At 68.2% G+C, this 19,254-nt stretch carries 14 protein-coding genes and 1 pseudogene; 5 read left to right on the top strand and 10 right to left on the bottom strand.

The window, feature by feature from the left end; all coding sequences use genetic code 11:
* Window position 1: 1 nt before the first annotated feature.
* Window positions 2-574, bottom strand: coding sequence for an RNA polymerase sigma factor (locus HUA74_RS00265; RefSeq protein WP_141640675.1), 573 nt, complete (start codon window positions 572-574; stop codon window positions 2-4).
* Between the two features lie 318 nt (window positions 575-892).
* Between HUA74_RS00265 and HUA74_RS00260 the strand changes: the two genes are divergently transcribed.
* The gene (locus HUA74_RS00260; protein ID WP_174452968.1) at window positions 893-1,648 is read left to right on the top strand and encodes a hypothetical protein; all 756 of its coding nucleotides are present in this window, start codon (window positions 893-895) and stop codon (window positions 1,646-1,648) included.
* A 108-nt stretch (window positions 1,649-1,756) separates the two neighbouring features.
* Here the strand turns inward: HUA74_RS00260 and HUA74_RS00255 are convergent, their stop codons facing one another.
* The 5 genes from HUA74_RS00255 to eis all read right to left on the bottom strand — a co-directional run bounded on the left by HUA74_RS00255 (window position 1,757) and on the right by eis (window position 8,497).
* Window positions 1,757-3,778 (bottom strand): glycoside hydrolase family 88 protein, encoded by a 2,022-nt coding sequence (locus tag HUA74_RS00255; RefSeq protein WP_254624855.1) that lies wholly within the window; start codon window positions 3,776-3,778, stop codon window positions 1,757-1,759.
* A 226-nt stretch (window positions 3,779-4,004) separates the two neighbouring features.
* Window positions 4,005-5,213 carry a substrate-binding domain-containing protein gene (locus HUA74_RS00250; protein WP_174452967.1) on the bottom strand — a complete coding sequence of 403 codons (1,209 nt, stop codon included), beginning with the start codon at window positions 5,211-5,213 and terminating at the stop codon, window positions 4,005-4,007.
* A 34-nt stretch (window positions 5,214-5,247) separates the two neighbouring features.
* Window positions 5,248-6,108, bottom strand: a complete 861-nt coding sequence (locus HUA74_RS00245; RefSeq protein ID WP_141640678.1) for a WGR domain-containing protein — start codon at window positions 6,106-6,108, stop codon at window positions 5,248-5,250.
* A 63-nt stretch (window positions 6,109-6,171) separates the two neighbouring features.
* Entirely contained in the window at window positions 6,172-7,167 is a 996-nt protein-coding gene (locus tag HUA74_RS00240; RefSeq protein WP_174452966.1) for an NAD-dependent epimerase/dehydratase family protein, read from the bottom strand.
* Window positions 7,168-7,315: 148 nt separating this feature from the next.
* A complete protein-coding gene (gene eis, locus HUA74_RS00235) occupies window positions 7,316-8,497 on the bottom strand; it encodes an enhanced intracellular survival protein Eis (protein WP_371817175.1) in 1,182 nt (393 codons plus the stop codon).
* Between the two features lie 126 nt (window positions 8,498-8,623).
* Between eis and HUA74_RS00230 the strand changes: the two genes are divergently transcribed.
* Window positions 8,624-9,031, top strand: a complete 408-nt coding sequence (locus HUA74_RS00230; protein WP_174452965.1) for a hypothetical protein — start codon at window positions 8,624-8,626, stop codon at window positions 9,029-9,031.
* A 12-nt stretch (window positions 9,032-9,043) separates the two neighbouring features.
* On the opposite strand, the gene HUA74_RS00225 is transcribed toward HUA74_RS00230, so the two are convergent.
* Window positions 9,044-10,138: a PEP-CTERM sorting domain-containing protein gene (locus tag HUA74_RS00225; RefSeq protein WP_174452964.1), complete on the bottom strand. Its 1,095-nt coding sequence runs from the start codon at window positions 10,136-10,138 to the stop codon at window positions 9,044-9,046.
* A gap of 101 nt (window positions 10,139-10,239) precedes the next feature.
* Window positions 10,240-10,767 carry an FHA domain-containing protein gene (locus HUA74_RS00220; RefSeq protein WP_141640682.1) on the bottom strand — a complete coding sequence of 176 codons (528 nt, stop codon included), beginning with the start codon at window positions 10,765-10,767 and terminating at the stop codon, window positions 10,240-10,242.
* Between the two features lie 299 nt (window positions 10,768-11,066).
* Here HUA74_RS00220 and HUA74_RS00215 point away from each other — a divergent pair, with 299 nt between their 5' ends.
* Window positions 11,067-14,408: an Ig-like domain-containing protein gene (locus HUA74_RS00215; RefSeq protein ID WP_174452963.1), complete on the top strand. Its 3,342-nt coding sequence runs from the start codon at window positions 11,067-11,069 to the stop codon at window positions 14,406-14,408.
* Between the two features lie 116 nt (window positions 14,409-14,524).
* Here HUA74_RS00215 and HUA74_RS00210 read toward each other — a convergent pair whose 3' ends face one another.
* Both HUA74_RS00210 and HUA74_RS00205 read right to left on the bottom strand, forming a co-directional pair.
* The gene (locus HUA74_RS00210; RefSeq protein ID WP_174452962.1) at window positions 14,525-16,075 is read right to left on the bottom strand and encodes a GspE/PulE family protein; all 1,551 of its coding nucleotides are present in this window, start codon (window positions 16,073-16,075) and stop codon (window positions 14,525-14,527) included.
* A gap of 259 nt (window positions 16,076-16,334) precedes the next feature.
* Complete coding sequence (locus HUA74_RS00205) at window positions 16,335-18,266, bottom strand: hypothetical protein (protein ID WP_174452961.1); 1,932 nt, start codon at window positions 18,264-18,266, stop codon at window positions 16,335-16,337.
* A 209-nt stretch (window positions 18,267-18,475) separates the two neighbouring features.
* On the opposite strand from HUA74_RS00205, the pseudogene HUA74_RS46755 reads away from it, so the two are divergent.
* Together HUA74_RS46755 and HUA74_RS00200 are read left to right on the top strand one after the other, a co-directional pair.
* A pseudogene (locus HUA74_RS46755) lies at window positions 18,476-18,577 on the top strand (IS5/IS1182 family transposase); the annotation flags it as partial.
* 25 nt (window positions 18,578-18,602) lie between these two features.
* The gene (locus HUA74_RS00200; RefSeq protein ID WP_174452960.1) at window positions 18,603-19,253 is read left to right on the top strand and encodes a TetR/AcrR family transcriptional regulator; all 651 of its coding nucleotides are present in this window, start codon (window positions 18,603-18,605) and stop codon (window positions 19,251-19,253) included.
* Window position 19,254 lies beyond the last annotated feature (1 nt).

Below are 19,254 nucleotides of genomic sequence, written 5' to 3'. Positions count from 1 at the left end.
CTCACTCCACTCCCGCGGCCAGCAGCCGCGCCAACAGCTCACGCTTCACCCGTGCCCGGAAGCGCTCCAGGCGCATCGTCACCGCGCTCTTGCCCAGCCCCAGACGCTCCGCGATCTCTCGCGCGCTCAGCTCGCCCTCCAGATAGAACAGGCGGACCGTCTCCTTCTCCGGGCCCTCGGGCAGTCCTTCGATGAGCTCGCGCACCACCACCACGCGCCGCTCCAGCGTGAGGGCGGGAGGAATGGCTGGCATGCTCGTCTCCAGCTCCAGTGCCAGGTCCTCCGCCGCGCGCCCTCGAATCCGCGCGCCCCGGCTGAGGGCCTGGGAATGGTGGCGCGCAATCGTCACCAGCCAGCGCCCGAAGGCGCGGGGATGCTCCAGCCGCGCCAGCTCCCGGAAGGCCCGGACGAACGTCTCCTGGACCACGTCCTCCACTTCCGCCGGGCCCAGCGCGGAGTAGCCCAGCGCGACACGACGCACCGACGCGTGAAAGCGCTGGTACAGCTCGCGGTGCGCGTCCTGCGCACCTCCGTTCGCGCGCTGGATGCAGGCGGAGATTTCCTCCTCCGTCACGGCCCGCACCTCTCACCCACACGCCGAGCAGGCTCCTGCCGCGCACTCGCACCCCACACGAAGGGCGCTCCGGACCACCGGACACACGCTGTTGCTGGGGTACGAGCACAGGCCATGTCTCCCCATTCAGTACCGCGCCTATCAGGAAGGAGTCACGAGGCCTCTATCGGCCACAGGCGACCCCTTCACGAAAGGTCCCCGCCTCGCGATGTGGCCGATAAGCGCGCCGATGCTCCTTCTTTTCGAACAGGGGATTTCGTGCGGCCCAGGCCGGAGAAGTCGCGCGCCAGGTCCTCTCGATACCAGGAGATGAACGGTATGCGACTCATTGGCTTGTGCACGTCCATCATGTTGCTCTCGGCCTGCGGCAACCCGGATTCCGTCAAGGTCGGGCTGAGCACCCGAGTCGGCGCCGCGCGTGGCGCCCAGTCCGCGCCCGGCCACATCGAGCAGCGGCTCGAGGCCCCCACTGGCATCACCATCGACCGGGTCCGACTCTCCGTGCGGGAGCTGGAGTTGGAGCTGGAGGGCGACGACGCCGACGACGGCCACACGGGTGGCGCGGATGACGGCACGCGGGACGATGATGACTCCGAGCAGGAGGTGGGCCCCCTGCTCATCGACCTGACGAGCGAGGACCTGAACGGTCAGGTCATCCGCGTGGGCAACCTGCAGGTGGAGCCCGGAATCTTCGACGAAATCGAGTTCGACATCGGCAAGGTCTCCACCACCGAGGCAGGTGAGGATGCGGCGCTCCAGGAGCTCGCGCGGCTCGGCGCGTCCGTGGTCATCGACGGACACATCGACGGGCAGCCCTTCAGCTTCGTCTCCAGCGTGCGGCTGGAGCAGGAGCGAGAGGCCCGCTTCGAGGTGAAGGCCGGAGAAGAGCCGAACATCACCATCAATATCGACCCGAGCGGCTGGTTCGTCGACGGCCAGGGCCAGCGACTGGACCCGCGGGACGACGCCGCACGCTCCACCATCGAGAACAACCTGCGCCGCTCCATCGACGCCTTCGACGACGATGACGAGGATGGCGACGAGGACGATGACCACGACGACAACGACGACTGACGGTCGTCCCCCACGCCCTCCCACGCGCACCTGGGCCGGGCGGGCGTGAGGTGAGTGAACGGCCCGCCCCTCGACAAAGCGAGGAGCGGGCCGCTGTCACATCGGGCCTCAGCCGCGCGCGGCCTGTTGCCTCCGCCGGCGGTTGCGCCAGCTTCGCAGCGCGAGCACGAGCAGCGGCAGAGGCACCGCGCCCGCGGCTCCGCAGCCGAAGCCTTCAGGCATCGCTTCGTTGGCCACGACCCGCGCCGCCTCCGCGACCGCGACTTCGTCCACGTCGCCGGGCAGGTGGTCGGTCGGCACGGTCCCCCAGCGCTCGAAGTCCGCCAGCAGCGACAGCAACGACGCGTCCTGCGAGAGCCACGTGAGCACCGGCGAGACCTCGCTCCCCGACATCGCCGTGTGCTCGAAGTCCACCGGCGGCCGCACAGGCCCGGGCAGCACCTCCGCGACCCCCGCGGCCGTCGTTCCACCGGGAGTCACGGTGTGCCCCAGCACTCGGAAGTCGCTGTCCGCGATGACCGTCCGCACGGACACGCGCCCCAGGTCATTGATGGCCGGAGCCCCGGTGCGGAAGACGTACCGGTTGGCGATCTGCACCTCGCTCCCGCCCGGAGGACGAACCCAGACGCTGTAGCGTTGCGCGGGCAGGTCCGCGACCATGCGCACGTGGTACGTCTGCCCATTCACATAGGGCACCTGAACCAGCGACGCGTAGGCCCCGCCATTGCGCACGTCGAAGTACCCGTCCAGGTTCATCCGCACCGTCATGTTCAGCACGGAGTAGCCCGTCACCGATGTGGAGCTGTCGGTGTAGCCCACCGTGCCGTCCTGCGAGGATGCGAGCGGTGTCACGTCGAACTCGACGGTGCGCACGCCCGTGTTCGTGGTGCCGAGCAGGTGCTGGCTCTCGAAGAAGGCGACCTTCGAGTACCAGGGGTACGGAGGGTTCGGGTTGAAGCGAAGCACCGCCTCCAGGAAGTAGTAGTCGCCGTAGATGAGGCTGACATCAATCTCCTGGTTGGCGGGCAGGTGCCCCACGCCATGCAGCAGCAGGCCCGGGCTGTTGGTGCCCTGCGCGAAGTAGGCCGGTGACACCAGCGTGTCCAGCGTGCGCAGCGCCGCGTCGCGGTAGCGCGTCTTGCGCGCGGCGTCCGTCTCCAGGTTGCTCAACTCCTGCAGCGCCGAGGCGACGATGGCCGCCGCCGAGGAGTCCTTCTGCGTCCCCGGCGCGTTGAAGTCCCACTTCGGCACCATGTCCGCCGGCACATTGTCCAGGTACCAGTCCGTCACCTTGCGCGCGGCCGCGAGCATCCGCGCATCACCCGTGTACCGGTACACCATGGTGTAGCCGTAGATGAGCCACGCATGGCCCCGCGCCCAGGTGGAGTTCGTGGAGTACCCCTGGAACGTGCCCTTCGAACGGATGGCCCCCGTCGCGGCGTTGTAGTCCACGTAGTGGAAGGAGCTGCCATCCGGGCGCACCGCATCGCGCAGCGTGGTGAGCGCGTGATTGATGGCCATCGTCCGCAGCTCCGCGCGTCCCCCGTTCGCCGCGGCCCACAGCAACAACTCCAGGTTCATCATCGTGTCGGTGACGAGCGGCACGTCCCACGCCGAGTTCCAATCACAGCAATCGATGATGCCGATGCGTGAGTTGTACCGCGTCGCGAGCGTCTCGGCCGACGTCAGCAGCACGCCGCGATAGTACGGGTCTCCCGTGAGCCGGTACGCCTGGCCGTAGCTCGTGAACAGCTTGAAGCCCAGGTCATGCGTCTGCCGGTTCGTCTTCTGACCCTCCAGGGGCCGCGTCCACTGGTCCGCCTTCTGCTGCCACGACGGCTCCAGCCCCACCTGGAACAAGTGCCACATGCTTCCCGGGAAGAAGCCCTGCGTCCACGCCACCGCATCCGTGTTGGCCACCGTCGACCACGTCCCGTCGGCGCGCGACGCCTTCGGTGAGCGAGACGTGCTGGGCATGGCCGTGGCGGTCTTCCGGAGCTGCGTTCGCGCGAAGCCCACCACCTTCAGCGCATCCGCGTCGTTGAACGCGTGGGCCGTGCTGGTGACCAGCAGCAACGCCACCCCCAACACCCCCATGGTCTTCCTCATCCCCTGCGTGGTTCTCATCATGAGGCACCCCTTCCTTCACCCGCGGCCAAGGTGGCCGCGTGCCTGGCTCGAGTCCAGCGAGGCCCGACATGACGGCGACTGGCCGCACGCCCGAGGAGCACTCGCACCCACCGGTCCAAGCTCGGCGCCAGGGGTGCAGTGACAGGTACGCGACGACCTGGATGTGAAGGATTGAGCCGCGCCCCCATCCTCCGGGGCACGGCAGACGTCGGGGAACCCCGAGGCGCTAACGACCGGAGGTCAACACCCGCGACCACAACGTCAGCAGGTCGCGGACCACGGGGCCTTCGGGAACTTCCGCCACGGGAGGCACGTCCACGCGGACTCCATGGGGGGCCAGCCGTGTGAAGGGATTGTTCGGGTCCGGCGTCTTGAGCGGCACGGCTGGGTCCGCGGGGCGGAAGCCGAACTCCAGCGCGCGCTCCTGCACCGGACGGCTCTGCAGATAGCGCAGCCACTCCAGCGCCGCCGCCTTCTGCTCGGGTGTCACCCAGTCCGCCTGGAGCACCGCCGCCGGATGGTCGCTCCACAGGGTGAGCGCCGGGTAGTACACCCGCAGCTCGCCCCACCGGCCCTGCGCGTGCGACAGCTCCGCGATGGCCAGGTTCTCGTACACCACCGCGATGTCGTAGCGGGACGGGCCGAAGCGGACCATGTCCGCCATGAAGGTGCCCGTGGAGGGCTCGAAGCGCGTGACGCCTCGCTCCAGCGCCTTCATCCAGTCCTGGTAGCGCGGGTCCAACAGGTCCGCCACCGTGAGCCCGCCGCGCTTGCCGTAGTACTCCAGCGTGGCCAGCAGCAGCGCTTGCAGGCCGGAGTTGGAGCGCGTCGGGTCCGTGTGGCCCAGCTTCACGAACCCCCACTCCGGCTTGCCGCCAATCGCGGGCCAGCCCTGGGGACTCGTCACCGCTTTCTGAAGCACCTTCCACGACACCGCGCCGCCGCCGCTCGCCTTGCGCAGCACCTCCGCCCGGTCCGCCCACACCACGAAGACCAGCGGCGTGATGACCAGCGGACGCGGAGCCTGCTCGCCCGTCTCCGCGAACAACGGCCCCCGCGTGGGGTCCGTGGCCCAGTCGGAGGCCAGCATGCGCAACACCGCGCTGTCCGCCGGGCTCCACACCGTGGGCTGCTCACGGCCATCCAGGATGGCCTGCGCCGCATCCAGCGAACCGCGCCCCATCAGCTTCAGGCGGATGTGGGGATGCTGCCGCTGGAAGTCCTCCGCCACGGCCTCCACCCACTCCTTCTTCTCCGTGCTGTAGAGGAAGGAGATGTCCACCACCTGGCCGGGCCTCGGAGGACGGGGCGGCGTGGGCGTCGACGTGCCGGCCTCCTGCACACCCCGGGGCTGGGGCTCCCGGTCGGCGGACAGAAAGAGGACCCCGCCCAGCGCGAGAAAGAGCCCGACGACGATGAGAACCCTGGGTGTCATGTGTCGATGCGTCCCCCTCGCGCCGCGTCGCGCCTCACGCCTCCAGGCGCGAGAGCCGACCGGCGAGCTGCGTATCGCTGCCCGGGCTCACACCCTTCACCCACTCCGTCAGCGAGCCACCCGACGAGGACAGCTTCGCCTCGACATGCGGGCGCAACTGGCCCCAGCGCTTGCCCCAGCCTTCCTCGGACGCGCTGCCCTTCATGCCGGGACGCTCCGCGAGCAGCAGCCCCAGCCGCAGCGCGAGTTCCGGCTCACCGAGCGACTCCGCCCGCCGCACCATGGCCAGCGCCTCCGTCTCCGGTGCGCGGCGCCACGCCTCCACTGCGCGGGAGAAGGCCGCCACGTCCAGTTCGCTCAGCAGCCCCAGCGCGTGACGCAGCGGCAGCCGGCCTTCCTTCGGAGTGGCGACGACGCGCGCCATCAGCGCATCGAAGGTCGCGGCCAGCTCCGCGTGCGCGGCCGGGTCCACGCCGCCCAGGGCCCGCAGCGCCCTGCGAGCGCTTCGAGCCCGTGACGTCACCTCCCAGCTTCGCCAGCCCAGGCGCGCCCGCAGCGCCGCGAGCGCATCCGCGGCGGCCTTGAACGTCTCCTGCGTGGGCGTGGCGACGGGCACGCGGCGGGGCAGCGGAACCTTCTCGGGCGCACGCGGCGCGGCGGCCGGGGTTGGAGTGGCCGCGGCGCCACCGGCCGTCACCTCCTGGTAGCCCTCGCGCACCTTCTCGGCGACCTTCTTCTCGTACTCACGCTCGGCGCCAGCCGCGTCGGGGAACGCCTTCTCCTTGCGCTGCCCCGCGGTGCCGATTCGCCCGAACGTGACGATGAAGAGGTTGCCCTGAACCTCCGGCTGCCAGAACTTGGAGCTGGTTCCCTCGACGAACTCGAACCTTCGCATGGCCCATCCTCCTCGTGTGTCAGCCGCCGCGAACAAGGCTAGCGCACACGCACGTGTCGCGCCTCACGCCGCGCGCGATGACCGCTCCTGGAACTCCGCTTCCATCTCCTTCAGCCCGATGGCGCGCGGCATCCGCCCCTCGTAGCCCAGCTCCTGGCGGGCCTTCTCGTCGCTCACCGTCACCTCGCGTCCAATCAGCAGCACCTCGGTGCGGCTGAGCGGCGGGCGGCCCGGCAGGCCGAAGGTTCCCCACGCCAGGTCCGCCAGCGTGGCCACCGTGGCGGCCAGCCCGTAGGGAATCGTGCTGTTGCCCGGGTCCACGCCCTGCGACTTGAGCATCGCGGTGACGAAGTCGCGGAACACCACCGGCTCGCCGTCGGTGAGGAAGTACGCCTCGCCACCCCGGCCCTTCTCCGCCGCCAGCAGCAGGCCCTCCACGCAGTTGGCCACGTGGCAGGTGGACGTGAGGTAGCGACCATCCCCCACCCACTTGAAGCGTTTGGTGCGCACCGCCTCCACCATCTGCGGCAGCACCGACGTGTCCCCGCGTCCCCAGACGAGGCGCGGACGCACCGCCACGGTGGTGAAGTCCGCGGAGTTCACGCTCAGCACCCGGCGCTCGGACTCGCCCTTGGTGGACGGATAGTCCCCGATGGGGCGCTCCGGCAGCGGCCAGGTCTCGTTCACCTTCACCAGCGGCGTGCCGTCCGCCATCACCGCCTCCGTGCTGACGTGCACCAGTCGCTTCACACCCGCCGCGCGCGCGGCCTCCAGCACGCGCTCCGTGCCGCGCACGTTGGCCTCGTAGTACTCAGCGCGAGGCGCCCACGACTTCACCAGCGCGGCCGAGTGGAAGACGGTGTCACAGCCCTCCATGCCCTCCCGCAGCTTCGCCACTTCCGACAGGTCGCCCTCGAAGGGCTCCGCCCCCGCCGCCACCACCGTCGCGACGGACTCCGGCGAGCGCGCCAACGCGCGAGCCTCGTCGCCGCGAGCCTTGAGCGCCGCGAGAAGGTACCTGCCCACGAAACCGGAACCACCGGTGACGAACGCCCGCATGGACTGCTCCCCTGTCAATGAGGTCTCGGGCTCCTACCACCACCCGCCCTCGGCGCGGTAGCCACCTGACGGCCCGGCCCCCCATCCAAGCGCCCTGGCGCCCGACGGAGGGCCACCAGGGCCTGGGGGTGGGGCCGCGCGTTCCCTCTCAGAACATGTCCCGCAGCGATGGCTGAGGCCCGGAGAACAGCGCCATCGCCGCCTGCACGGAGGCGTCATCCGCCTCCACCAGCCCCACCGAGCGCAGGGAGGCCGCGGACTGGAAGCCGGTGTACAGCGGGCCCAGTTGGCGGATATCCAGCCGCAGCCGGCCCTCGCCACCCCGCTTCACCCGGCCCACGCCGTCCGCCACCTCCAGCACGAAGCGGCCCTGGTTCTCCGGGAAGAGTTCGTCCATCACTTCCAGGTGCAGCGCGCCGGAGAGCCCCGGCGTCCAGCCACGGGCCTCCAGCGCGGAGACCACGTCCAGCACGCGCACCATCCAGTGCATGTACACCTTCACCGAATAGGACTGCTCGCGCAGCAAGAGGAGGAACGGGTCGTCCGGGCCGCCGTACCAGACCACCTCCGTGCCCAGGGAGTGGTGGTCGCCCAGGAAGCGGAGGAGCCGGCGCGCCGCGGCGGGCGTGGTGGCGACGATGTCCGTGAGGGCCAGCTCCTGCTTCAAGTCCTTGAGCGGACGGCGCGCCAGGTAGACGTAGCCCTCCACTCCGGCGCTGCCCTCCACGAGGTAGCCGTGGACGGGCTCGGAGCGAGGGTTGCGCACGCGCCCCCAGGAGAACTCGCTCCGGTCCAGCCAGCCCTGACGGAAGCGGGCCACGCTCGTGTAGCACGCGGCGATGGCCGCCTCGTCGCGCGACTCGATGGCTCGCAGGGACAGCGTGCGCTCGCCCATCTCCAGCGCGGACATCTGCACGCGCGTCTCGTAGCGCGCCCCGGCCTGCTCATAGCCCGCGCGCCGATAGAGGGGCTGGGTGGCGGGATAGAGGATGGAGAGCGCCGCGCCCGACTCGCGCGCCTCTTGGACCAGTCGAGTCATCAGCCGCGTCGCTGTCCCCTGCCCCCGGTGCAGCGGCGAGACACCCACGCCGCCCACACCGACGACGGGCACGCTGCGCCCGCCGAACCACTGCCCCTTCCGGATGGAAACCAGCGTGCCCGCAACCTTCCCTCCGTCGCGCAAGAGGCGCAGGTCGCGCGCATCCAGCCGCTGCCTCCACGCGAGGCAGTCCGCGGGCGTCATCGCATAGGCATGCATCAGGATGTCCGCCACGGCGGACAGCTCCTGCTCATCTCTCGGCGGTCCAAAGTCGTCCGGCTTCGCGTCCACGTCGCCATCCCTCCAGGGGTGCGCTCACACACCCGAGGGACATCCTACCGGGGGACCCGGGCCTCCACACGAAGACGGCGCTCCACGCGTGACATTCGCGTAACGGGGAGTCCCTACGCTTCTCCCATGGCCACTCCCAAGCGCCCTGGGTCCTGGCGGTACAAGCTGGGCCTGGGCGGAGACTGTCAGGTCTGCGGCGCCCGTCTCCGCGAGGAGCCGGAGGTGAGGAACGGGGTGCGCGTCTGTCAGGCCTGCGCTCGGAGGTCCATGGGGTCCCAGTCGCTGCCGGACCTCGCCGTCGACGCCGCACTCGGGCTGATGGTCCGCGGCCTCTTGTTCATGGCGGTGGGCTCGGTGCTGCCCATGATTCTTCTGTCCATGGTCCTCATCGTGCTGGTGCTGGGCGGGATAGGCTTTCTGCTCTACCTGGGCGTGAAACACGCCCACCTCCCCCTGCCGCTGGCGGTCATGCTGGGCTCCGTGGTCTTGCTGACCGCCTGGTTCCTGCTCAGCTCGCGTTCCAGGTCACGGTGACGCGCCGGGCCTTCAGCGGCCAGGAACGAAGGCGATGCCCACCGGACGCAACAGGTCCGTGGAGGGCGGCACGAGGAGGGCGCCGCTGTTTCCCGGAGAAGGAAGCGGGCTGTCATCGCGGCCATCGAAGCGCAGCACCGCGCCGCTCAGCGCCGGGTCCGTGAAGTCGAAGCCCACCGTGTAGATGCGCTCGTGGGTGCCGAAGACGACGCCGCCACGGAAGTTCTTCGTCGGCACGGTGCCGGTGTAGTTGGTGGACAGCGTGGACTCCATCCGCCGCGTCCAGAAGTCATAGCGGTGGATGTCGTTGGCGAAGTCGCTGACCAGCAGGTCGCAGTCACCAAAGAGCCGCGAGCAGCCAGGACTGAAGGCCAGCCCGAGCAGGCTGATGAAGCCCGCTCCATCCGGTGACGGCGCGGGCTGGTCGATGAACACCTCGGACCGTCGAGACCAGAGGTCAAAGCGCAGCACCTGACTCGGCAGGCCGGGGAACGTGGGGACGCCGTCCACGGCGACCGAACCCTGGGTGGTGACATAGAGCCGATGGTCCGGTCCGAACGCCAGGAAGTTGGGACCATTGAGGCCACCGGGCAGGCCGTTGCCGGAGGCAAAGACATCCACGAAGGCGCCCGTCCGGGCGTTGAAGCGGAGAATCTTGTCCGTGAGGAAGCTGCTCACGTAGAGCAGGCCATCCGGTCCGAACGCCTGTCCATAGGGGCGGAACAGGCCCGCGCCCGACGCGAAGGTGTCGATGAACGCGCCCGTGCGGCCATTGAAGCGAAGGATGGCGGAGTTGGCGAGCGTGTCACCGCTGGCGACATAGAGATGGCCATCCGGCCCGAAGACGAGCGAGTCAGGGTTCACCAGCCCGCCACTGCCAGAGGGGATGAAGTCTCCGAGGAACTCTCCCGTGCGTGCGTCGTAGCGCACCACGTTGTTGCCTCGGGTATTTCCCACCAACAGGGTGTCGCGGCGCGCGGGCGCTCCGTCCTCGGCGTGGGCCGGGAACAAGCCGAGGAGGCAGGTGGAGAGGGTTGTGAGCAGCAGGGCCTGGCGTGCGAGTCGACGGCCAGGAGACGAGACGGTGTCAGGGGTGTGGGTCGGCATGGTGGGGCCACGTTGCGGCACGCGGGCCCCGGAAACCAACCGACTCGAGGACAGGTCCGCCGCGTTCCATCACATACCCACCACTCACTGGCCGCTGGCGCTCACGGGGCGACGCGCTTCATCTTCGAATAGAAAGAAGGCGCGAGCAGATAGGCGAACGTCGCGTCGCCGAAGCCCAGCAGGTCTCCGTCCCGCACGTGCATCTCGCCGCCCGCCTCCACCTCCCTGGCGTTGACGAACGTGCCGTTGCTCGACTTCAGGTCCACCAAGGTGCAGCCGACCGACGGGCCCCACCAGCAGAGCTTCGCGTGGCGCTTGGAGACGGAGGGCTCGTTGACCACCAGGTCGCAGTCCGGCTGGCGCCCCACGGTGAGCACATCCTGTCCCTCCACGGGCGGAAGCGTGGCCACGGTGAGCGCGTCGAAGTGCAGCCAGAGGGCCACTTGCTGCCGCTCCAGGCTGGGCAGGTCCCGCGCCATCGTCGTGCGCGCCGCGCCCATCTTCATCGCCAGTTGCGCCATCACCGGGCTGGGCGGCCGCTGCACCAGCACGAACGGACCCACCTGTTTGCAGAAGAAGGCTTCGGTCAGGCGCGAGCTCAGCGCACGCAGTTCCTGGACGGTCATCATGATGGTTGCTCCCCCGAATCACTCACGCGCGCGATTCTGCGGGGGACGCCGCCACGCGTCGAGTCTTCTCGTGTCAATGCCTCGACGGGAGGGCCGCTCAGCCGGCGCGCGTGCGGACTTCGTCCAGCAGCCGCCCAGGAGCTTCACCTGCGCGGGCACGGAGGCGGCGACGAGCACCTGGCCCTCCGGATTGGAGCGCGGCAAGCACCTTTTCCCTCCACATTCCGACAATGGTGCGCAGGACGCAGGGGTCCCTGAATCACCGGGAAATGAGTCCATACGCCAGAGGGGGAAGTCCGATGGGATTGCGCAAGTGGTTGTTGGGCGGTTGTGTCTTCATGGTCGCAAGTTGTGATTCCGCGCCGCTGGACGAGGCCGCGCGGGAGAAGTCTCCGTCACGGGTCCAGGCGGAACGGCTCGCCGCCGAGCACGGCTTCGACCTCCGGGAGGTCACGCTCGTCCCGGCGCCCGGTGACACGGGGGACCGCCACTCGCTCCACTTCCAGGGCATCCCCATCCAGGGACTGGAAGCAAGGACGACTCAAGGAGTGACCTCCCTCACCAACGTCCGCTTCGCGGCCACCACGCGTCCCCAGATGCAGGCTCGGGTCACCGCCGCCCAGGCGGAGGCCACGGTCCTCGCGGAGATGAAGGACGCTTCGGCGCGGGTGGAAGAGTCCCGGCTCATGTTCCTTCCCCAGGAGGAGCGCCGCCTCAAGCCAGGCGTGCCCACCCCCGCCGCCGGACGTGCCCACAACGCCGACCACTTCGAGCGCGTGGTGACGGGCCTGACGCTCGTGCACCAGCTGCACCTGCTCACGGGGAATGAACCGGCCGGCGTGGAGCGGCGTTGGAGCGCGCAGGTGGATGCCCGCTCCGGCCAGCTGCTGCGGTTGGAGCCGCTGGCCATCGACCTGGCAGGGGGGACCTACAAGCCCGTGTCGGGCTATGGCTACTTCTCCGGCAGGCTCACGCACTCCGTCCTCTTCGAGAATCGCCTCTATGTGCTCCAGGATCCACGGGGCAACAAGTACCAGGCGATGCTGAGTACGGAGAGCCTCCCAGGCTCTGTCATCGAAGACTATGTGAGCATTGACGCGAAGTTTGGTGACGGGCGCCTCTTCAACCCCACGAACGCGGAGAACGGCGAGAACGGCGAGAGCGCGGCGGTGGACGCGATGTTCGCCGTGAACCTGGCCTGGGGCGTCTACGAGACCCTCCTCGGCCGCGATGGCCCCACCGGAGCGGGTCTGCCTTTCGAGGTCTGGTTGCACGCCCCCATGGGCAACGCGGAGTACAATCCCAGCAACACCCGTCCGCGGTTGGAGCTTGGCTATCGCACCTTTCCCGCCGGCGTCACGGCCGCCGGGGGCTTGCTCGTTCCAATGTCGACCACCGACATCATCGGCCACGAGCTGGGCCATGACTTCTTCATGCGGGAGCTGGCCAGGAACCCCGCGACCTTTCCCTCCGGCAGGACGGAGATGCATGGCATGAATGAGGGAACAGGGGACATCTTCGGCTTCGTCACCGAGCTCGCCCGCGACGCCGCGCGGGTGGGAGGGACGGCGCTCGACATCGATGCCGTGCCCCTGAAGACCACCAACCTCACCATGGGTGAGGAGGCCGGCCCGGTGATGCGCAATCTCATCGATCCGATCATCGACATCTGGTTCGACGGCATCGGCGGTGAGGAGACCCACCGCGCAGGTGGCCCCCTGGCGCGCATGTTCCTGCTCCTGGCCTATGGCTGTACTCCCTGGCAAGGAGAGCAGAGCACGGACCCGTGGAGCAGCTTCCTGGTCCCCGAAGGCTTCTCCGGCCTTGGCCCCACCGCGGCCTTGCGCCTCTGGAGCCGCGCGGTGCAATCCATGCCCCTGGGCGCGGACTACGCGCAGGCCCGCCTGGCCACGCTCGAGGCGGTGATATCCCTGTACGGCGCCTCGGGAAGCACCCAGATGAAGACCGTGGGCTCCGCGTTCGCCGCCATCAACGTGGGCGACCTGCCCGATACGAACCCTCCCACCGCCGTTCTGAGCTGCACCCAGGTGTGGGCGGACATCGAATGCACCGGCACCGTCACCGATGCGGAGACTCCCAACAAGTTCCACACACCCCCACAGCTGATACTGGATGGTGGAAATCCGTTCCCGCTGCCGGGCTGGCAGTTCACCCTGCGAATGCCGGGGGCCGCGCTCAAGGACGGGACGCATACGGTCCGACTGAAGGCCTGGGACTTCTGGCAGAACGCCACCACCACGACGGTGTCCGTCGTGTTGGACAAGAAGCCGCCCGTCCTGTCGGTCACCCGCCTGGGCCCGCTGAAGCAGCCCTACTTCTCCGTCACGGCGACCGACGACTCCGGTATCGAACGGGTCGAGTACTTCGACAACTCCGTGTGGAGGTCAACCGTATCCATGGCGCCCTTCGACAACGAATACGACACGTCGACCTGGCCTGACGGCACCCACGACATCTTGATCAAGGCATTCGACCGCTTCTTGAATGTCACGATGGTCCACCACGCCCTGGATGTGGACAACACGCCTCCCAATGTCTCGATGACAGTGGGAGGCAGTGCCCCGCCCTTCATCGTCAACGCGAGCGTGTCGGATATCTCGACCATCACACGGGTCGACTTCAAGGTGGACGGGGTGGTCTTCGCCACTCGCACGAACTCCGCCACGTCATATGTGGTCCAGTACACGCCCATTGATCCGCTGGCCCACAACCTCTCCGTGGAGGTGACGGATGCCTTTGGCAACAAGAGCGTGAGGACCCTGGCCGCGCCTCGTGACGTGACGCCCCCGGCGGTGACCTTCGAGAAGACCCAGTTGGGCTCCTTGGTGAGGCTCACCTTTGGAGCCTCGGACGTCTGTGGCCTGGTCTACCCCTATGGGTTGTATGTGGATGGGACCCTGGTGGCGCTGCCCACCACCCCGGGGTACGTGCTGGAGTTCGGTGCCAACATGGCCGACGGCCCGCACGCCTTCCACGCGGTGGTCCATGACAACTGCGGCAACACGACGAACTTCGAGACCGTGTTCTTCAAGGGAATCACGCCTCCCGTCATCACGGGCATCACCCGTGACGACTCCCAGCCGAAGTCCCCGAAGTTCACCGTGCAGTGCGTGGACACGGAGGGCGTTCACCACGTCGAGATGCGCGAGAACGGCGTCGTGATGCAGATAGACACCACCGCACCCTACGAGTTCATCGTCGACACCTCGGCCCGGCAGGACGGGGACTCCATCCTCTTGTTCCAGTGCAGCGACCTCCAGGGCGCGGCGAGCACGCCCGTGACGCGCACGGTGACCGCGGACAACACCGGCCCCACGTACACGTTCACCGTTTTTGGTGCCGGTCGTACCTACTTCGTCTCCGCGGGGACGGTGAGCGACCCGCGGGGCATCCAGTCCGTCGACCTCAGCGGAGGCCTGATCCCGGGCTTCACCGCCACGCTGACGCAGGCGCCGTACTCGTTGACGTGGTCCATCCCGAACATCTACTCCTTCGACACCCAGCTGCCTTTCTCGCTCCTGGCCACGGACAAATGGGGCAACACCTCCAACACGAGCCTCGCGTGTCCGGTCGACACGGCCTCAACCGAGCCCGCGCTGCTGTTCTGTCAGGTCCTGTGACGCAAGGCTTCGGGCCCGTCGCGAGTTGAAGCAGTCCCCCCAGGCTTGCACCTCCGAGAGCCGTGCTCGGAGGTGCTCCTGGCCTGGCGAGGCCCGCCCTCCACTCGGGCTCGGGCCTACGCCTCCTCGTCCGACTCCGCGCCGAAGCGCTCATCCCGGGTGGTGAGGATGTGGCGATAGGGCACCACGCGCACCAGCTCCGCCACCGTGGTGGTGCCAGCGTTGACCTTGTCGAGCCCGTCCTCCATCAGCGTTCGCAGGCCGTGCTTCCGCGCGTGTCGGCGCAGCCGCACCGTGGGCTCACCGTGCGCGATGAGGTCCTGGAGGTCCGGGTCCACGACGAGCAACTCGAAGATGCCGGAGCGACCTCGATAGCCCGTGTGATTGCAGGCGGGGCACCCTCGTCCGGCGCGCGTGTGGACTCCGTCCAGCAGCCGCCCCAGCAGCTTCGTCTGCTCCGGCGTGGGCTTCGTGTCCTCCACGCACTGCTCGCAGATGCGCCGCACCAGTCGCTGCGTCAGCACCGCCAGCAGCGAATCCGCCACGTCCACGTCATCCAGCCCCAATCCACGGAGGCGGGCCACCGCGCCCACTGCGTCCGCGGTGTGCAGGGTGCCCAGCACCACGTGCCCCGTGGCCGCGGCCGTCAGCGCCATGCTGCCTGTTTCCAGGTCTCGAATCTCGCCCACGAGCAGGACGTTCGGGTCCTGGCGCAGCAGCGCGCGCAGCAACGTCGCGTACGGCATCTGCGGCGTCACCTGCTTCTGGTTCACCTTGGGGACGTAGTACTCGATGGGGTCCTCGGCGGTGACGATCTTGCGCCGTCCATCGTTCAGCCGCGCCAGCGCCGAATACAGCGTCGTCGTCTTCCCGCTTCCCGTGGGGCCGGTGACGAGCACCAGTCCCTCCGGGTTGGAGAGCAGTTGGAGGAAGACGGCCTGCATGGCGGGCGACAGGCCCAGCTTCTCCACGGGGACCAGGCCCACGCTCGCGTCGAGGATGCGGATGACCACGTCCTCGCCCGCGGGGCTGGGCACCACGCTGACGCGGAAGTCCACCACCTTGCGGCCCTCGGGGCGCTCGACGAGGGCGCGCAGGCGACCGTCCTGGGGGCGGCGTCGCTCGGTGATGTCCAGTCCGGCCAGCACCTTCACGCGGCTGACGACGCCCGGCAACGAGCGCGGGTCGATGTCCGTGTAGGACTGATGGAGGATGCCGTCGACGCGATAGCGCAGGTCCACGTCGTCGAAGTAGCTCTCCACGTGGATGTCGGAAGCCTTCATCTCCACGGCGCTGAAGAGGACGTGCTCCACCAGCTCCACGGTGGTCGGCGAGTGGGTGAGCTTGAGGCCGGGCTTCAGCACGATATCCGCCGTGACACGCGGGCCCGCGCCGAAGCCGACTTCCAGCGCGGATTCGATTTCGTAGGGGTTCAGGCGCACCGTGTTGAGGGGGCGCCGGAGGAACTCGGTGACGAGCTCCAGAATCGGCCCATTGTCCGGGTTCGTCGTGCCCACCGTCACCGGCACGTCGGGGGCTTCTGGGTCCACCGTGCCGAGCACCACGACCTGGTTGCGGCGGCAGAACGACTCGGGGAGCAACCGGAGCGAGGCCCGGTCCAGGGTGAACTGCGCGAGCTCTGCGAAGGCGGGGGCGTCCTCGGACATGGCGGAGGAGGGATTATCAGCCTCGCGTCTGCCTGACCATCACCGCTCCGGGGGAGGAAACCCTCCCCGCGCCAAGGTCCCCCATCGAGAATTGGCGGCGCTTCCGTCGGGAGCACCAGCCCGACAGGACGGCGATACCGTCAGGGCCGCACTGAAGCCATGCAGCGGCTCATGGCCATCGAACTCAAGGCATGGCCCCAGCCTCGCCCAGCTCCCCACAGCGTGGCGAGCGAATCCCCGCCACGCTCCGGGGGACGGCTCACAACGTCTTCATGTATTCGATCAGCGCGGTGCGCTCCGCATCGGTCAGCACGTCGGTGAACGTGTGGCCTGAGTTCGACTGGCTGAACATCCGGGTGTTGTAGATCTTGCGATCCTCGATATCCGAGTTCGAGAAACTCGGGGCCACAATGCTGCCGAGGAGGTTCCAGGCCAGCGCGCCGTTGCCGTACAGCAGCGACAGCCCGCCCTCGATGAGCGGCGTCTCGTTCGGATCCCACGGATTGCAGTGGTTGAACGGCGAGAAGGTCAGGTGGCTGCACGGAATCGTGTCGTACTTCCACCCGACCTTGGTCTGGTCATAGGCCGTCGCGAGGTCGGTCTCGAATCCCATTACAACGCCGAACCTCGGCGACTTCGACTTGCGACGCCAGATGCGCGGGCGGTCCGACGACTTGAGCAAGCTCCAGAGGTTGGGCACCGAGCCGTTGTGGAAGTAGGGGCCGGAAGCCCAGACACCGTAGAGCGGCTGCGCGAGATAGCCGATCATGTTGTACTTTTCGGCGCACCCGTCCTGACCGTTGTACCCGAAGAAGCTGTTCTTGGCCTGGGTCTCGACAGCTCCGTCGTTGGCGAGCAGTCGGGCTTCATCGGTGTCGATGACGTTGATCGCCGTGACGTTGGCCGCCATGCCCTCGAACAAGGGATTGGCGAGGAAGTTTGGATCGTTCACGTAGCGCGGCGCGTAGGCTCCATGACAGCTCGCGCACGAGCCATTGCCGGCCTGCTGCGGCTTCACGACCGGGTTGTTGCGGTTCGCGGCCCACAGGTCGAGCGTGTGGAACAAGACCGACCCCTGCTGCGCGAGCGCCGTGTTGACCGGCAGAGGGTAGGCCGGCGACTTCAGGCCGAGCATCCAGGTGTTCGCCTCGTACTCGTTTTCGAGGATCCAGTCGTAGCCGCCCTCGTAGTTCGGCAGCGCGGCGCCCGGCATGTACCACGAGAGCTCGATGCGCGTGGCGTCGCTGCTCATTCCTGCGTCGAAGAACTTCACCGGCCGGTGCCCGAGGTTCCACCAGTTCGGCGGGTCTTCCGTGCCGGTCGAGCCGGCCGCCCAGATCTCCGGATTGAGGATGACGCCGGGGATGGTCCCGTCGGGGTCGAAGATGGTGAGCAGGGCGAAGAGCTGGAAGTTGGTGATGTTCCCCGTGCCGCGGATGCGGTTCAGGGAGGCAATCGTGAAGGCGGGGTTGAGGCCTCCGAGCTCGCCCAGGAACAGGGACGCGTCGGTGAGGCCGTTGGTGCCGTGCAACGCCCCCAGGCCCGCGCCGTCGCTCGCCTTGCCAATCTGACCGCTGTGACAGACCGAACACGTGACGCCGATCTGCCCGCTCCACGAGCCGTCGGCGTTGCGTGTCTGGGTCAGTGCCATCGGCAGTTGGCCGGAGCCACCGTTCGTGCGGTTCGGATCCTCGAACGGGAGAGGATACGGATTGCGCTGCGCGCTGAGCGGGGTGCCGTAGCGCTCGGCGACGAGGTTGTCGAAGTCGGAAGGGCGGAACGGCAGGCCCCACCTCAGCCACAGCGCGTTGTACTGGGACGCCGACATCGACCAGAGACTCCAGGCGGAATGGCCGCTGAACTCCCAGCCGGCATCGGGATTTCCGTTTCCGCCGAGCAGCCGCCCTCCAGCCGCATTGGTCGACCGCAGCTCGCCACACGTCAGCGGAGCCCGGTTCATGCACGAGTTCCATCCCACGTTGAAGACGACGTTCTTGTTCGCCGTCGGCGTCACGAGTGACCGTGGGTCGGGCGGTAGGAGCGTCGCATCGGACTTGCCCGTACAGAAATCGAACCAGTAGTGCCCTCCACGCTTGCTGCCGAGCAGGTCCGATTGTGCTGCCGCCGGTGTGCCGCCGACACAGACAAAACACATCGCGACGAGAACGCTTCGAGTCAGACGTGCCGCCATGACGTCCCTCCTCCTGACAGCCTGTGGGTCGGTCGGATGGGGCTTCGGTCCGACCGGCTGGGCGCGTGCTCGGAGACATCAGTTTCCGAGACGCACGCTCGGTATGAGCGCACTTCACGCGCACCCCGAAAAGGGACATTTGTCGCCAAAGTGCCGTAGGCGACATTTGTCGCCTAACCGCCTCTTGCGAAAGTCAGGGCTGGGCGGGTGCCCGTCCGGGCGTCGAGTCCAAGGAAGGACTCGGCCGCCACCGCCAGGTTGTCGAGCGAACCCTGGCGTGGAAGAACCCGCTTGGCCGACTGCGAGTCCGCGACGGACGCAATGGAGTCAAGCGCCATGGCTGACGATGCGCGTCAATCCGCTCCCAACCCAGACTTCGTGGCGCGCAAGCCGCAGCAGCAGCGCGCCAAGGTCCGGGTCGATGCCGTGCTCCAGGCGGCGGAGGAGCTGCTGCTCGAATCAGGGCTCTCGGCCTTCTCCATCCCGACGCTGGCGGAGCGTCTCGAGTACCCGCGCTCGACGATCTACAAGTTCTTTCCGACCCCCCAAGCCCTGCTCAACGAGCTCGCGGAGCGCCAACTGGCGGCGCTGGAAGCGCACCTGACGAACTATGCCCAAAGCCTCCTGGGGGCCAAGGACTGGCAGGAACCGCTCACGCGCATGGTTCAGGAGGCGGCGGATTTCTACCGCACGCATCCGGCGGCGCAGGTCGTCCTGCTGACCGGACCGGTCTCGGATGTGAGCTTTCGCGCGCTCGAGTCCACGATCGCGCGCCTCGGCACGCTCGCGCGCAACCTGCTCGCGACGCACGGCATCGACATCCCGCGGGGCTCGCCGGACATCGCGGCGCTGGCGGTGGAGTTCGGCACCGCGAGCCTGCGGATGTCCTTCTACCTTCATGGCCGCATGACGAACGAATACACCCAGGCCGCGGCCGACGTGATGATTTCATTCCTGGCAATGCGGCTGGGATTGCCTCTGCGCTGAT

This window comes from Myxococcus sp. CA051A, assembly GCF_013336705.1.
GTDB lineage: Bacteria > Myxococcota > Myxococcia > Myxococcales > Myxococcaceae > Myxococcus > Myxococcus llanfairpwllgwyngyllgogerychwyrndrobwllllantysiliogogogochensis.
This window is presented reverse-complemented; position numbering and strand designations above follow the sequence as displayed.